Origin of the sequence: Dactylosporangium roseum (assembly GCF_025264685.1) — a bacterium.
Classification (GTDB): Bacteria; Actinomycetota; Actinomycetes; order Mycobacteriales; family Micromonosporaceae; genus Dactylosporangium; species Dactylosporangium roseum.
On the sequence record NZ_CP073721.1, the window covers coordinates 6,766,951 to 6,781,283 of the forward strand.

The window sequence follows — 14,333 nt, forward strand, 5'->3', positions numbered from 1 at the left end:
GTTTCCGGAGGACCGAGCAGGTGCTCATCAGTGGCGGACCGGTTGACATAGCGATCGACGATCGCGGCGTCGTCTGCTCGTGGCCCTCGGAGGCGGCGAAGCTGTTCGGTTACGAACGACAGCGCGCGCTCGGCAGCCGGTTCACCGAGCTGATCCTCCCGGCGCGCCTGCGCGACGTCGCGGTCCCGCCCGGCACCGCGTTCGACGTGCCGGCCGTGCACCGGGACGGGCACGAGCTGCGGATCTCGCTCACGCTCCAGGACGGGCACGGCCTGGTCCAGCAGCTCGCCGAGCGGACACCGCCCGACCTCGAGCTGTTCCTGCGGGCGGAGCGGGCCACCGCGGACCACGACCTCCAGGAGCGCCACCGGCTGCTGACCGAGCTGTCGGACCTGCGCACCGAGTTCATCCGGGTCGCCTCCCACGAGCTGCGCACGCCGCTGACGTCGATCATCACGTTCGCCACGATGCTCGAGGCCGGCGACGACGTGGTCGCGCTGGACCCGACCGACCGGCAGTCCGCGCTCGGCGTCATCCGCCGCAACGCCGAGCGCATGCAACTCCTCGTCGCCGACCTGATGCTGCTCACCCAGCTAGAGACCGCCGAGACGCCGCTGGAGCGGGCGCCGGTCGACCTGACCGCGCTGCTGACCTCGCTGAGCACGGAGGCCGTGGTCGGTCCGGGCCCGGAGCTGCGCGGTGACGACGCCCTGCTGCAGCAGCTCTTCCACACCGCCGTCGCGGTCGCGGCGATCGTCGACGACACCGACCGTCCGGTGTCCGTCGAGGCGTACCACGAACCGGGACGGTGGACGATCCGGGTCGCCGCCCGGACGGCCGTCGCGCTCACCGCCGAGCGCCTGCTGTCGATGCGCATCCCGCACCCCGAGCACCCCGGCGAGCACCGCACCGGCGCGCTCGCGCTCATGCTCGGCCGGGAGATCGCCGCCCGCCACGGCGGCGCCATGGCCACGGCGGTCGACCGGCACGGCGTCACGGTCCGCGTCACGCTCCCGGACGCGTGACGGGCAGGCCCGGCATCTGGCGAACGGCGCCGGCCGCCGCCCAACCGGTGTCCACCGGTGTCCGCCGCTGTCCACCGGTGTCCGCTTGTCCTCCGGTGCAGCTCGGGTGCCGACGAGCGCAGCTCCAGTGCAGCATCTGCCGCTCCGCCGACCCGGCTGCGACGCTTGTCGGGCAACGATTTCCCGTAAACGTGCAGGCCACGGCACACCCCATCGGCAAGGAGCCCAGATGACGATCCGGCTGGTCGCCGTCGACGAACATGTACTGCTCCGGCTCGGTCTCAACCGTGTCGTGGCCACCGTCCCCGACATCACGCTCGTCGGCGAGGCCGGCAACGCCGCCGACGCCGAACGTGTCGTCGCCGAGGCGAAGGCCGACGTGGTCACGATCGACGCGTCGCTGGCCGACACCGACGGCATCAGCCTGGCCCGCCGCCTCCGTGCCGGCAGCCCGGACCTCGGCGTCGTGCTGCTGAGCGCGGTCAGCGACGACAACCTGCTCTACCGGGCGCTCGACGCCGGCCTGTCCGCCTACGTCACCAAGGCGGCGCCGATCTCGTCCGTCCTCGCCGCGATCCGGCACGCCGCCGTCGCGCCCCACTCGTTCACCGCGCCCGGCCTGTCCTCGGCGCTGCCCCGCCGCCGCGGGCAGTCCGGCCTGCTGAGCCAGCGCGAGCAGGAGGTGCTGTCGCTGATGCGCGACGGGCTCAGCCTGCCGGCCATCGCCCAGCGCCTGTCCGTCTCCGAGGCCACGGTCAAGACGTACGTCTCCCGCCTGTACAGCAAGCTGCGCGTGAACAATCGCTCGCAGGCGCTCATGGCCGCCGTCAACCAGGGGCTGCTGGTCTCGGTGGACGCCGCCTGAGACGGCGCTCCGCCTCGGCGCGGTCCGGCGACTTCCGCCGGGCCGCGCTGTCGCGTTTGGTGCGGCTCCGCTCGGTCACCACGTCGACGCGTCACCGCCGAACAGGGTGAGCGCGGCGACCACCGTCATCCCGGCAAGGACGGCCCCGAGACCGTACTCCACGGTGGCGGCACCTCGGTCGCCGCTGAGCGAGCGGGCGCGCAGCTTCGCGAGCAGGTTCGTCATCGGGGATACTCCTTCACGGCACGGGTGACTTTTGGTAGTCACATCATGACTTCAAGTAGCTGCCAGGTCTGTCGCGCACGGGTGTCGACCCGGCGGATGATCACCCAAGACCGGGAAGTTAAGTCGTGAGGGTTGCTGTCAAGGGTGTGTGGTTGCGGTGTGGTGGGGTGATAAGGCAACGGGACTCCGGTAGAACAGGCAGTCGATCAAGATCAGCCTGTGGGGGGAGTCCCGTTGTCGGAGGAGTCTGTCATTGCCGGGGTCGGGTCGGTGCCGGTGGGGGTGTTCGCGGCGGGGCATCTGGGTGAGTTGACCCGGGCTGTGCCGGTGGAGTTGGTGGATGCGGTGTTGGCCGAGACGGGGCGGGTGCAGCGGCGGGTGCGGCGGTTGCCGTCGCGGGTGGTGGTGTATTGGCTGTTGGGGTTGGGGTTGTTCGGCTCGTTGTCGTATCGGCGGGTGTGGGGAGCGTTGGTCGGTGGGTTGGGTGTGGTGGCCGGGTTGGGGGTGTGTCCGTCGTCGTCGGGGTTGGCGCAGGCGCGGCGGCGGGTGGGGGTGCCGCCGCTGCGGCGGTTGTTCCAGACTCTGGCCGGGCCGGTGGCGGGTCGCGACACGGTCGGGGCGTGGTGGCGGGGGCTGCGTACGGTGGCGATCGACGGGTCCACGGTGAATGTGCCGGATTCGCCGGCGAATCGGGCGGTGTACGGCAAGCGGATGGCCCGTGCCGGTGAGCCGGGGTATCCGCTGGTGCGGGTGGTGGCGTTGGTGGAGACCGGGACTCGGGCGGTGTTCGGTGCGGTGTTCGGTACCGGCGTGGGCGGTGAGAGTGGTGAGACCAGTTATGCCGTGGGGTTGCTGGGTCTGCTGCGGCCGGGAATGCTGCTGCTGGCCGACCGTGGCTATGACACCAACATGTTCATGACGAAGGTCACCGCCGCTGGGGCGGGGTTGTTGCTGCGGGTCAAGTCCAGTCGCAAGCTGCCGGTGCTGGACCGTCTTGGTGACGGTTCCTACGCCAGTGTGGTGGCTGGGGTGCGGGTTCGGGTGGTCGAGGCGGTCGTCACGCTGTCCTGTGCGGATGGTTCGACCCGTACCGGTGTCTGGCGGCTGGTCACTACCCTCACCGACGAGCGCCGCTATCCGGCCGGGGCGCTGATCGAGCTCTACCACGAGCGGTGGGAGGTCGAGTCGACCTTCCTGGCGATCAAGCACACCCTGCTGGCTGGGCGGGTGCTGCGTTCGACCACTCCGGACGGCGTCGATCAGGAACTCTACGCACTGCTGACCGTCTATCAGGCGCTGCGGCAGACGATGACCTGGGCCACGGACACCACCGGGGCCGACCCGGACCGGGCCAGCTTCACCATCGCCGTGCAGACCGCCCGCGATCTGACCATCCGCGCTGTCGGGGTGATCACTATCGCGGTCGACCTGGTCGGTGCGATCGGTCGTGCTGTGCTGGCTGACCTGCTACCGGCCCGACGCGCCCGGATCAGCCCACGTGTGGTGAAACGGCCGATCTCCCGTTACGCCTACAAGAACCTGAAAACCCCGAAGATCATCCACCGGATCACCGACATCGCCATCGCTATCGGCACATCAACCAGCCCATTGACAACAGCCCCAGCGGCTTAACTTCCCGGTCTTGGATGATCACCCGACAGCCGGTTGCGGTACAGGTGTCGACCGTCCGGTCAGGGGAATCCTGCGCACCATGGCGTCTCGGGCGCATTTGCGGAAAGTCACCCCTCCGGGGGGTACCGCGGACAAGAATAAAAGGGTGCCAAAGATCGACAGTGGTCTGGCAGCAGCCCGACGGGCACTGATCCCGCTGCTCGTCTGCGCGCTCGCACTGGTGACCGGACCAGCAACGTCCTTCCGAGACGCGGCCGCACCGCTCCACGTCGCGCGTTCCGCGACGGCGCGCGGCTGGCTCCCGGTGATCCCCGCACCGCCGACGGGCGAGATCACCGAGGCCGCACAGGAGAGCAGCCGATGCGCCGACCCGAGCGGCACCTGGCTCGGCATGCGCTGGCGCAACGAATTGCGCTGGCGGGTCAACGAGCGCACCATCCCCGCCTACCTGGGCGACCGCACCGCCGTCGTCGACACGCTGCGCAGCGCGGCAACCACCGTCGACACCGGGCGCAACGACTGCGGCCTGCCCGAGAACCTCGGGATCCAGGAGTCGTACGCCGGGAAGACCGACCACCGGGCCGGCGTGACCGCCGACGGCGGCTGCGGCGAGCGCGACGGCCACAACGCGGTCTCCTTCGGCCGGCTCAACCAGGGACTGCTCGCCGTCACCTGCATCTGGTGGTACGGCGGCAAGGAGAACGGCCGCAGCGTCGAGGCCGACATCCTCATCGACGACACCGAGGGCCTGTTCTTCCTGTCGGTCCCGCCCGGCTGCGGCTCGCGGTGGGACCTGGAGGGCACCATCACCCACGAGTTCGGGCACGCCTTCGGCCTCGGGCACGTGGCGTTCGCCGAGCACGGCTCGCTGACCATGACCGACGGCCTGCCGGACTGCTCGACGGCCTACCGCGGCCTCGGCCTCGGCGACTACCTGACGCTCAAGCAGCAGTACGGGACCAACTGAGCCGCGCGGCCGCGGGCGTTTGCCCGCAACGATCCGGCACCCGGCGCGGAACGAGGCACGCAACCTGACCTGACGACCTTTGAGGGGACCACCCACCCCTCATGGGAGATCAGTTCATGTTGCGCAACCTCAGGAAGTACGTCCTCGCTCCGGCACTCACCCTCGCCGCGACCGCGGCGACGCTCGTCGTGGCCACCGCCCCGGCCGACGCAGCCGTCGTCAGCGTCCAGGTCAAGGGATCGCTGCCGGCCCGCACCGGCGCCGCCAACTGGTGGCCGCAGACCCGAACGATCAAGAACAAGCAGAAGATGACCGTCACCTGCAAGTTCACCGGCCAGTACCTGCGCGGCAACGTCCGCCGCACGGCGCAGTGGGACCGCACCCTGCTCGGCGACTACATCTCGCACGCCTACGTCTCCGGCAACCCGGCGCTGCCCACGTGTGTCGTCGCGCCGCCCCCGCCGGCGCCGGCCCCCACCGCCCCGGCCCCCGCGCCCGCCGTGCCGGCGGGTCCGACCGGGACGATGACCAACGAACAGTTCCTGGCCGCCTCGGTCGGACCGGCCCAGCAGAGCCAGCGCGACACCCGCGTGCCGGCCTCGGTGACCCTCGCCCAGGCGATCCTGGAGTCCGGCTGGGGCCGCAGCTCGCTGTCGGCGAACGACCGGAACTTCTTCGGGATGAAGTGCTTCAACAACAACGCCGGGCAGTACGCCGCGGGCTGCAAGTCCTACAGCACCCAGGAGTGCAACGCGACGGGCGCCTGCTGGACCACGGTGGCGACCTTCCGGTCGTACAACTCCTCGCTGGACTCGTTCCGGGACCACGGCATGCAGCTAAAGTCGTTGAGCCGCTACGCCGCGGCGTTCAACTACACGAACAACCCGAACCAGTTCGTCGCCGAGGTCCACAAGGGCGGCTACGCCACGGATCCCAACTACACGACGAAGCTGGTCACCCTGATGACGAAGTACAACCTCTACCAGTACGACCTGGCGATCTGACCCGCTGACCAGGCCCGCGACGGCGGTCATGCCCGGCTCGTCCCGGGCGTGGCCGCCGTCGCGCGTCCGGGCCGGAACGCGCGCCGGACCTCCGCCCCGGCTTCCAGGGCCGCGACGCACCTCGTGGCGATGCCTTGCGGCGGCCGGCCCCCGATCCGATCAGAAGTCGAGAAGCGCCCGGGTGTCGTCGGCCGTAGTCTTCCCTCGAACGGCCGGCCTCCCGCCGGACGTCGAGCGTCGAAAGGCAGCCCGGAAATGCCAGCGAAGAGTTCCAAGACCGAGTCCGACGGCTTCAGCGCCGAGGAGCGCGCCGCGATGAAGGAGCGCGCCGCCGAGCTGCGCGCCGAGGGCAAGAAGGGGGCCAAGAAGGCCGACGGGCTGCAAGCGGCTCTCGACAGCATCGCGAAGATGGCGCCGGAGGATCGCGCGCTCGCCGAGCGCGTGCATGTGACGGTGACCGCCACCGCTCCCGAGCTGTCGCCGAAGACGTGGTACGGGATGCCCGCCTACGCGAACGCGGACGACAAGATCGTCGTCGCGTTCAAGAACTCGGGCAAGTTCAACTCCCGCTACTCGACCCTGGAGTTCCAGGACGCGGCCAATCTCGACGACGGAGACGTGTGGCCGGTGTCGTATGCGCTCCAGCACTGGAGCCCCGTCGTGGAACAGAAGCTCATCGAGCTGGTGAAGGCCGCGGTCTCCTGACGGTTGTCGGACCGGGCGCTCGGGTCAGCGGTGGTGCGGTAGCAGGCAGGTGACCACCGTGCCCTCGCCGAGGGCCGGCCCTGCCCAGATCCGGCCGCCGTGCCGTTCCACGATGGACTTCGTGATCGCCAGTCCCAGGCCCGTGCCCTGCGTCTGGTGCTCCCGTGAACGGGTCGAACGATAGAACTGGTCGAAGACCTGGTCGATCTCTCCCGGCGGGATCCCCATCCCGGTGTCCGCCACCGTCAACCGCACCTGCTCGCCGTCCAGGTCCGCCGACAGCCGCGCGCTGCCGCCGGGCGGGGTGAACTTCAGCGCGTTGTCCAGCAGGTTGACGACGACCCGCTCCAACTGGTCCGGATCGCCGTGCACCGACAACGGCGTGTCCGGCAGCTCGACGTCCAACCTTACGCCCCGCCGGCCGCGCACCGCCTCCAGCGCTTCCAGCGCACCCGCCACGACGGAGCGCAACTGTACGGGACGAGCGTTGATCCTCACCGTGCCCGCCTCGATCCGCGACAGCATCAGCAGGTCCTCGATCATCGCCAGCAGCCGCCGCGCGTTGCGCTCCACCGCGGCCAGGAGCCGCGCCTGCGCCGGCGCCACCGTGCCCGCGTCACCGTCGACGAGGACCTCCACGTTGCCGAGGATGCTGGTCAGCGGGGTCCGCAGCTCGTGCGACACGGTCGCGACCAGGTCCGCGCGCACCTTGTCCAACTCGCGCAGCCGGTCGGCCGCGTCCCGTTCACGCGCGAGCGCCTGCCGCGTCGCCTCGGCAGCGCGCCGCTCCCGCGTGGCGTCCCGGGCCACGCTGAGATAGCCGATGACCTCCCCGGCCTCGTCGCGGACGGCGCTCACCGCCAGCGTGACGGGCAGCCGGCCGCCGTCGTGCCGCACATATGTCCACTCGCGCGGCTCGGTGTCGCCGGAACGGGCCGGCGCGAGCAGGGTCTCGAGCCCGCCGAGGTCCAGCTCGTCGTGGAACCGCGCCAGGTCCGCCACGCCGACGACCTCCGCGGCGCGGTACCCGAGGAGCCGCTCGGCGCCCGCGTTGAACACCGTCACGACCCCGTGCCGGTCGGCGCCGATGACGGCCCGGTCGGTGGCGGCGGCGAGGACGGCGTGCGAGAAGTCGCGTTCCCGGTCCGCCTGCCGTGTGACCGAGCGCAGGCGCCGGGTCCAGCTCCGCGCCGCGGCGGCGATCAGCGCACCGAGCACGATGACGAGCAGCGTGTGGCGCCACTCCGTCCGGAGCAGGCCCGCGTCACGCACCACGGGGACCAGGAAGACGAGCGCCATCATGGTCACGCCGATCGCGGTGGCGACTCGGCCGTGATGCAGCGCGAGCCAGAAGACCGGCAACAGCGCGAGCGGCTCGTAGCCGGCCGTACCTCCGTCGGCGGCGAGGTCGAGCAGCGCGACGACGCCGAAGAACCCCAGCGCCGGCAACGCCTCGAAGAACGTCGGCAGGCGGCGCCGGAGGGTCATGACGGCGGTCGCCAGCAGTACCACCAGCAGGCCGGTCGCCGAACCGAGGGCCACTGGGCCGGTCCGGGGCGGCAGCCAGGCGACCGCTACCGCGAGGACGGCGACCGACAGGAGTGGCAGGAGGCGCAGCCGGTGGCCGGGTGCGCTCGGCGTGCGCGGTTCGGCGTCGCCGTACAACATCGGTGTCCAATCCGAACCATGAGAACCGGAATCGGGCGACCGGGCCGTTCATCTCCTCAACGATGCCGGCGAGCCGCCGGGCCCCGGTCAGCGAGGTGCCGGCCTCGGCGATGTCCGCGACCGTCGTGGCGATCTCGTTGGTGTGTCCGGCCGCTCTCGCGGTCCGCGGCGGTCCGCTCCTCGCCGGCGCCGGCGACGCTCACCTGGCAGTCGTCGATGCGGGCGATGGTCGCCTCGACGGCGCGGGCGGCCGCGGCGATCGACCGTCTACTGCCGTGCCCTCCCCGAGCTTGTCGACCGGCCTGTTGGCATCGGTGCTGACGTCCTGAGAAGTCGGGTTTGCCGGGGCCGGGTTCGGTGGCTATTTGGCGTCGGAGCGCAGCATGCGGCTCAGCGCGCGGACGGCGACGTCACTCGGCGACGCGGCCTCGCGGTTGACCTTCTGCAGTTCCTGGTAGACCTCTTCGCGATGGACCTGGATGCTCCGCGGTGCCTTGATGCCCAGCCGTACCACGTCGCCGCGCACGTCGAGCACGGTGACGACGACGTCGTCACCGACCATCACGCTTTCACCGGGACGTCGGGTCAGGACGAGCACGAGCCGCTCCTTCGCTGGGCGATAGGCGAACAGTACCCGATTTGTCAGATCACCCGTGCGGAAAGCCCGGGCGCCGCCCCGATCAGGCGACCAGCAGCTTCTGCCGGACCGGCAGTCCGCTGCGGCTGAGCACCAACTGGACCGCCCGGCGGCTGCGCTGGTCGAGCACGATCGGCGCCATCAGGTTGACGGTCGCGTCCTGCGCGCCGTCGCCGGCCGTGACGACGAGCAGCACCAGCAGATCGGACTGATCGGTCACGCCGAGGGCGGCGAGCGTGTCGTCGTCGACCTCGGCCTCGTAGTCCGGGAAGAACTGCGCGGGCGGCACGACCAGGAACCGCAGCCCTGTCGAGTCGACCGAGGTCAGCGCGTAGAGCACGCCGACCTCGTCGAGCCGGACCAGGACGAACCGCCGGTCGTCGGGGAACCCGGGAATCGGCGAGACGAAGTCGATCACCGGCAAGGTGGCGGTCTCCGGTCCCACGGTGGCGACGCTCATAGGTTCCTCACGGTATGGTTCGAGCCGCCCACCTAACGCAGGAAGTCCACCAGCGACGGCTGGATGACCCTCGCGGTCGCGGCCAGCGCGGCCTGGTAGGCGGTCTGCTGCAGGGACAGCTCGGTGATGGTCTTCGGCAGGTCGATGTCCTCGACGTCGGACAACTGGGCTTTCAGGTCGAGCACCCGGTTCTCCGCGGTCTGCTGCATCTGCGAAACCTGATTATATCGGGATCCAACCCCCGAAAGCGCCGCTTGCAGGCGTTTCTGCGCCGTGTCGATGTCGGTGAGGTCGGCCTGCAACCCCGACGGGTTGTTCCGCAGGTTGTCCGAGATGCGGCCGAGGAGGGCGAAGACGGTGTTCGGGCCGGACCCGAAGACCTGGTCGCCACTGGTGTCCACGCGGACCGCGGCGTTGGCGCTGATCATGCGGTTGACCTGGCCGTCGTCGCCCTGGTAGGCGCCGTTGTTGTCGTAGGCGAGGTGGCCGGCCGTCGTGCCGCCGAAGACCGGCCGGTCGAGGTAGGTGGTGTTGGCCAGGTCGATCAGCGACTGGCGCAGGTTGTCGACCTCCAGCGCGATCGCCTCACGGGCCTCGGAGCTGCCGGCCGAGCCGCTGGACAGGCCGGTGAGCACCAGCTCACGGGCACGGTTGATCTGCGTCGAGGCGCTCGTCAGCGCGGTGTCGGCCATGCTCAGCCAGCCCAGTCCGTCGTCGGCGTTGCGGGAGTACTGGTTGAGCGCCGCCATGTCGCTGCGATGCTGCATGGCGATGACGGCACCGCCGGGCGAGTCCGACGCCTTCGTGACGAGCTTGCCGCTGGAAAGCTGGTCCTGCAGCCGCTGGTTGCGGGCGAGATTGACCTGAAGATTGGACAGCGTGTTGGTGGCCATCGACCGTTCTGTGACACGGAAGCCGGGCATCCGTTCCCCCTCCTCGTGCTATCGCTTCATGTTGATCAGCGTGTCCAGCGTCGAGTCGACGGTGCTGATCACCTTCGCCGCCGCCTCGTAGGCGCGCTGGAATTGGATCATGTTGGTCATCTCCTCGTCGAGGCTCACGCCCGACTCCGCCTGCTCGGCGGCGGTCACGTCGTCGGAGATCACCTGCTGGGCCTCCGCGCGCCGGTTGATCGTCTGCGCCTGGATGCCGATGTCGACCACGAAGTTGCGGTAGACGCTGTCCGCGCCGGCGGGGTTCTTCGCGATGTCGGCCATCAGGTTCGCGTTGTCGCCCTGGAACGGGTTGGTGGCAGTACTCGACGCGGCGATCTTCGTCGGGTCGGTGATCGCGACCTTGATGTCCTTGGCGTTGGTACCGCTGAAGAAGTCCCCGCCGAGCTGCGGGCTCGGGGTCGTCGCCGGCGGCACGGTGGTGATGTCGTAACCCTGGTGGTGCTGGGCGTTGACGGTCTGGACGAGCACCGCCGCCACGTTGTCCAGCCCGTCCACGGCGTCCGGCACCGTCTTCGTCAACGCCTCCAGGTGCGAGGCGACCCGGCCGGTCGTGATCGACGCGACCGTGTTGTCGTCGGCGAACCTGACCTGTACCGGCGCCATCGTCCGCCCGTCGACCGAGCTGGTGCCGACCGCCCGCAGCTCCCGGGTGATGTTGCCCTGCACGATCATCGCGCCGGACAGCATCACGTCGACCGTGCCGTCCTGCTTGAGCCGCGCGGTCGCCCCCGTCATCTCGGACAGCTTCAGGACGAGCTGATCCCGCTTGTCGGACAGCTCGTTGACGGGCATGCCCGCCGTCTTGGCCAGCGCGATGCGCGCGTTGAGGTCGGCGACGCCGGCGCTGGTCTGGTTCACCACCGAGAGGTCCGCGTCGAGCGCCTCGCGGGTCGCGCCGAACAGGTTGTCGAGGTTCTGGCGGGTGGTGTTCATCGTCGCCGTGACGGTGTTGGCGCGCGACAGCAGCGCGGTACGGGCGGAGGTGTCCCCGGGCCGGTTCGCCACGTCCGACCACGCCGCCCAGTACTCCGATAGCTGCGACTGCAGGCCGGTGTCCGACGGCTCACCGAGCGCCTGCTCCACATTGGCGAACACCGTGCGGTGCGCCTGGAGGTACTCGTTGAGCCCGTGCTCGGCGCGGGTCCGGTTGGTCATGAACTCGTTGTGCAGCCGCGTGACGGCGGCGACCTCCACACCGTCGCCGCTACCGGTGCTCCTCGACCAGCGGGCCGGGTCGCTGACCGCCTCGCGCGGTGACAACTCCACGCGCTGGCGCGAGTAGCCCTCGGTGTTGACGTTCGCGATGTTCTGGCCGGTGAGGTCCAGGGCGCGCCGTTGCGCGTACAGCGAGGACAGCGCGGCACCCAGGCCGGAAAACGTGCTCATCTACATCGCCTCATCAATCAGCCGCGTGCGGCCGGCGGCGGCTACCGTCTGCCCCTTCGGCCCGTACGTCTCGACGGAGCCGACAACGGCGAGCATGGTCTCGCGAGCCGCCCGGGCGCCGGTGGTCAACAGGTCGCGGTTGGCCTCCGCGAGTGCGCTGACCTCGGCGGTCAGCGTCAGGAACGCCTTGCGGTGCTGGTTGAGCAGTTCCGACCAGGGTGCCGGGGCCGCCTCGGCGAGCTGGGAGAGGCTCGGGTTGGGGCCGAGACCGAGCGAGGCGCCGATGGCCTCGACCTCGGCGGCGCGGATCACCTCGGTGCGCCGGATCTCCTCCAGGACCACTTCGACCTCGCGCGTGGCGTGCGCGAGCCAGCGGGTCCGTCCACCGGCGAGCACGAGCTGCTCCTCCTCCAGCTTGAACAGCAGCAGCTCCAGCATCTCGCGTTCGCGCCACAGAATGCTCGCGAGGTCCGCCAACCCCATGCGCTCCGCCCTTCTGCCGCCGCCGCATTCGTGGTTACACGTCGGCAGGTCGATACGAGGGTTGAGCACAACCTCCTTGCAACTTTGCGTCACCCGGGCGCGCACCCATCGCTTCCGAGGCTGGTCCCGACCAACCAACTCCTGCCACGAAGAGGTTGCCGTGACCACCACCGCCACGCCTTCCGCCACATCGCCGCTGACCGCCTCGGACCTCGACGCCATGGTGCGCAGCCATCTGCCCCTGGTGGGCCACCTCGTCCGGGAGATGCTGGGCCGGCTGCCCGCACACGTCTCGCGCGAGGACCTCGTGTCGGCCGGCATGGCCGCACTCGCCGGTGCGGCAAAGTCGTTCGACCCCGAGCGCGGCATCCCGTTCGGTAGCTTCGCCACCACCCGCATCCGCGGCGCGCTCCTCGACGAGCTGCGCGGCCTCGACTGGGCCAGCCGCTCCGTACGCTCCCGCGCCCGGCGCGTCGAAACCACCCAGCAGGAACTCACCGCGGCCCTCGGCCGCACACCCACCCCGGCCGAACTCGCCGAAACACTCGGCATCACCGTCGACGAGCTCAAAGCCATCGACGACGACGTCCAACGCGCCGTCGTCCTCTCCCTGCAAGGTTTCACCGTCGGCACAGCCGAAGACCTCGTGCCCGAACGCACCGCCGGCCCCGAAGACCTCATCCTGCACCGCGAGCGCATCGGCTACCTCCACCACGCCGTCAACGCCCTCCCCGATCGGCTCCGGCACGTCGTCACCGCGTACTTCTTCGACGAACGCTCGATGAACGACATCGCCGCCGATCTCGGCGTCACCGAATCACGGATCAGCCAACTGCGCGCCGAGGCCCTCGTCCTGCTCCGCGACGGCCTCAACAACCACCTCGACCCGGAGCTGGCCGGTCCGCGCCTTCGCCCCGAGGGATGCGTGGCGCGACGCCGTGCGGCCTACTACACGCAGATCGCCGCCCAGGGCAACCTCACCACCCGCCTGGCGCTGACCACCCCCCTGGGCCTCCCCCGCTCCCCCTGACCCCACCCCCCCTCCGCGTTGATCTTGCACTTGTGGTGCCTCGACACTCCCACGATGCCCGGGTTTGTCAGGCACCACAACTGCAAGATCAACGCTGGGAGGAGCGGGTGCGGGAGGGGTGGGTGCGGGAGGGGTGGGTGCGGGACGGGTTCGTACGGGGTGCGGAAAGTATCTGGATCAGAATGCTTAGTCGTTAACTACGTCTGCCGATAGTTACGGTGAGCGAGCCAGGGACGGCTCGGCAATCACGACCCAATGTCAAGGAGGAACTGTCGTGGGTCTTCGCATCAACAACAACATCGCTGCCCAGAACGCCTACCGGAACCTGTCGGTGACGGACAGCCAGATGAGCAAGTCGCTGGAGAAGCTCTCCTCGGGCTACCGGATCAACCGCGCCGCCGACGACGCGGCCGGCCTGTCCATCTCCGAGGGCCTGCGGTCGCAGATCGGCGGCCTGAAGGTCGCGGTGCGCAACGCGCAGGACGGCATCTCGGTCGTGCAGACCGCTGAAGGCGCGCTCACCGAGACGCACTCGATCCTGCAGCGCATGCGCGACCTGTCCGTCCAGGCGACGTCCACGGGCTCGCAGGACTCCGACGCCCGCGCCGCGGCGCAGACCGAGTTCACACAGTTGACGAAGGAGCTCGACCGCATCGCCACCACCACCAGCTTCGGTGGTCAGAAGCTGCTCGACGTCAGCAGCGCCTACACCGGCACCTTCCAGGTGGGCGCCAACACCAGCAGCGCCGACCAGATCTCGGTCAACCTCAGCACGGCAGCCTTCGGCAGCGGCTCGTCGGTCTCCGGCTTCGACTCGGCCGGTCTCGGTGTGGGCAGCCTCGACATGACCACCTCGGGCACGGCGGCGATCGAGGCGATCGACGCGGCGATCAAGGGCGTCTCGACCGCTCGGGCCACCCTCGGTGCGTACCAGAACCGGTTCGAGCACACCATCAACAACCTCAACGTCGCCGTCGAGAACCTCTCCGCGTCGGAGTCGCGGATCCGGGACACCGACATGGCCCAGGAGATGGTGTCCTTCACCCGCTCACAAATCCTCACCCAGGCCGGCACGAGCATGCTCGCCCAGGCCAACCAGGCACCGCAGAACGTCCTTTCGCTCCTGCGGTAGTCCGGTAGTGACACGCGACGGCGCTCCCGCGGGGGGCGCCGTCGCCGTTTTCCACCGAGGATTTTCCCGCCGAATCCTTCAGTGGCGGCCAGTCGGGCCGATGAGCAGTACGAACGGGCCACGGACGGCCCGGAAACGACCCAACTCAAGGAGGAACT

Annotated in this window: 15 protein-coding genes; 8 read left to right on the forward strand and 7 right to left on the reverse strand. The window is 69.8% G+C overall.

The annotated features are described in order from the left end of the window. Nucleotides 1-20: 20 nt before the first annotated feature. The gene (locus tag Drose_RS31670) at nt 21-1,025 is read left to right on the forward strand and encodes a HAMP domain-containing histidine kinase (protein ID WP_260724933.1); all 1,005 of its coding nucleotides are present in this window, start codon (nt 21-23) and stop codon (nt 1,023-1,025) included. 229 nt (nt 1,026-1,254) lie between these two features. Then, the gene (locus tag Drose_RS31675) at nt 1,255-1,890 is read left to right on the forward strand and encodes a response regulator transcription factor (RefSeq protein WP_260724934.1); all 636 of its coding nucleotides are present in this window, start codon (nt 1,255-1,257) and stop codon (nt 1,888-1,890) included. 75 nt (nt 1,891-1,965) lie between these two features. Here the strand turns inward: Drose_RS31675 and Drose_RS31680 are convergent, their stop codons facing one another. Continuing rightward, nucleotides 1,966-2,115: a hypothetical protein gene (locus Drose_RS31680; protein ID WP_260724935.1), complete on the reverse strand. Its 150-nt coding sequence runs from the start codon at nt 2,113-2,115 to the stop codon at nt 1,966-1,968. Between the two features lie 234 nt (nt 2,116-2,349). Here Drose_RS31680 and Drose_RS31685 point away from each other — a divergent pair, with 234 nt between their 5' ends. From Drose_RS31685 to Drose_RS31700, 4 genes are all read left to right on the forward strand, one after another. Continuing rightward, nucleotides 2,350-3,747, forward strand: coding sequence for an IS4 family transposase (locus tag Drose_RS31685; protein ID WP_260722692.1), 1,398 nt, complete (start codon nt 2,350-2,352; stop codon nt 3,745-3,747). Nucleotides 3,748-3,892: 145 nt separating this feature from the next. Continuing rightward, nucleotides 3,893-4,714 (forward strand): zinc metalloprotease, encoded by an 822-nt coding sequence (locus tag Drose_RS31690; RefSeq protein WP_260724936.1) that lies wholly within the window; start codon nt 3,893-3,895, stop codon nt 4,712-4,714. A 116-nt stretch (nt 4,715-4,830) separates the two neighbouring features. Beyond that, a complete protein-coding gene (gsmA, locus tag Drose_RS31695) occupies nt 4,831-5,718 on the forward strand; it encodes a sporangiospore maturation cell wall hydrolase GsmA (RefSeq protein WP_260724937.1) in 888 nt (295 codons plus the stop codon). Nucleotides 5,719-5,973: 255 nt separating this feature from the next. Beyond that, complete coding sequence (locus tag Drose_RS31700) at nt 5,974-6,423, forward strand: iron chaperone (RefSeq protein ID WP_260724938.1); 450 nt, start codon at nt 5,974-5,976, stop codon at nt 6,421-6,423. Between the two features lie 24 nt (nt 6,424-6,447). On the opposite strand, the gene Drose_RS31705 is transcribed toward Drose_RS31700, so the two are convergent. From Drose_RS31705 to Drose_RS31730, 6 genes are all read right to left on the reverse strand, one after another. After that, nucleotides 6,448-8,091 carry a sensor histidine kinase gene (locus Drose_RS31705; RefSeq protein ID WP_260724939.1) on the reverse strand — a complete coding sequence of 548 codons (1,644 nt, stop codon included), beginning with the start codon at nt 8,089-8,091 and terminating at the stop codon, nt 6,448-6,450. 361 nt (nt 8,092-8,452) lie between these two features. Continuing rightward, entirely contained in the window at nt 8,453-8,689 is a 237-nt protein-coding gene (gene csrA / locus Drose_RS31710) for a carbon storage regulator CsrA (protein WP_343871254.1), read from the reverse strand. 82 nt (nt 8,690-8,771) lie between these two features. Beyond that, nucleotides 8,772-9,188 carry a flagellar assembly protein FliW gene (gene fliW, locus Drose_RS31715; protein ID WP_260724940.1) on the reverse strand — a complete coding sequence of 139 codons (417 nt, stop codon included), beginning with the start codon at nt 9,186-9,188 and terminating at the stop codon, nt 8,772-8,774. Between the two features lie 32 nt (nt 9,189-9,220). Next, on the reverse strand, nt 9,221-10,081 hold the full coding sequence (flgL, locus tag Drose_RS31720; RefSeq protein WP_260724941.1) for a flagellar hook-associated protein FlgL: 861 nt from the start codon (nt 10,079-10,081) through the stop codon (nt 9,221-9,223). A 48-nt stretch (nt 10,082-10,129) separates the two neighbouring features. Next, nucleotides 10,130-11,530: a flagellar hook-associated protein FlgK gene (flgK, locus tag Drose_RS31725; RefSeq protein ID WP_260724942.1), complete on the reverse strand. Its 1,401-nt coding sequence runs from the start codon at nt 11,528-11,530 to the stop codon at nt 10,130-10,132. Next, a complete protein-coding gene (locus tag Drose_RS31730) occupies nt 11,531-12,013 on the reverse strand; it encodes a flagellar protein FlgN (RefSeq protein WP_260724943.1) in 483 nt (160 codons plus the stop codon). Between the two features lie 160 nt (nt 12,014-12,173). Here Drose_RS31730 and Drose_RS31735 point away from each other — a divergent pair, with 160 nt between their 5' ends. Then, nucleotides 12,174-13,043 carry a sigma-70 family RNA polymerase sigma factor gene (locus Drose_RS31735; protein WP_390891259.1) on the forward strand — a complete coding sequence of 290 codons (870 nt, stop codon included), beginning with the start codon at nt 12,174-12,176 and terminating at the stop codon, nt 13,041-13,043. 274 nt (nt 13,044-13,317) lie between these two features. Beyond that, nucleotides 13,318-14,175, forward strand: coding sequence for a flagellin N-terminal helical domain-containing protein (locus tag Drose_RS31740; protein WP_260724944.1), 858 nt, complete (start codon nt 13,318-13,320; stop codon nt 14,173-14,175). Nucleotides 14,176-14,333: the final 158 nt, after the last annotated feature.

What these genes read in the sequence shown, in the direction of transcription:
- Drose_RS31675 (WP_260724934.1), top strand. Translation starts at nt 1,255, where the DNA reads ATGACGATCCGGCTGGTCGCCGTCGACGAACATGTACTGCTCCGGCTC.
- fliW (WP_260724940.1), bottom strand. Translation starts at nt 9,188, where the DNA reads ATGAGCGTCGCCACCGTGGGACCGGAGACCGCCACCTTGCCGGTGATC.
- flgL (WP_260724941.1), bottom strand. Translation starts at nt 10,081, where the DNA reads ATGGCCACCAACACGCTGTCCAATCTTCAGGTCAATCTCGCCCGCAAC.
- Drose_RS31705 (WP_260724939.1), bottom strand. Translation starts at nt 8,091, where the DNA reads ATGTTGTACGGCGACGCCGAACCGCGCACGCCGAGCGCACCCGGCCAC.
- Drose_RS31730 (WP_260724943.1), bottom strand. Translation starts at nt 12,013, where the DNA reads ATGGGGTTGGCGGACCTCGCGAGCATTCTGTGGCGCGAACGCGAGATG.
- gsmA (WP_260724937.1), top strand. Translation starts at nt 4,831, where the DNA reads ATGTTGCGCAACCTCAGGAAGTACGTCCTCGCTCCGGCACTCACCCTC.
- flgK (WP_260724942.1), bottom strand. Translation starts at nt 11,530, where the DNA reads ATGAGCACGTTTTCCGGCCTGGGTGCCGCGCTGTCCTCGCTGTACGCG.
- Drose_RS31700 (WP_260724938.1), top strand. Translation starts at nt 5,974, where the DNA reads ATGCCAGCGAAGAGTTCCAAGACCGAGTCCGACGGCTTCAGCGCCGAG.
- Drose_RS31680 (WP_260724935.1), bottom strand. Translation starts at nt 2,115, where the DNA reads ATGACGAACCTGCTCGCGAAGCTGCGCGCCCGCTCGCTCAGCGGCGAC.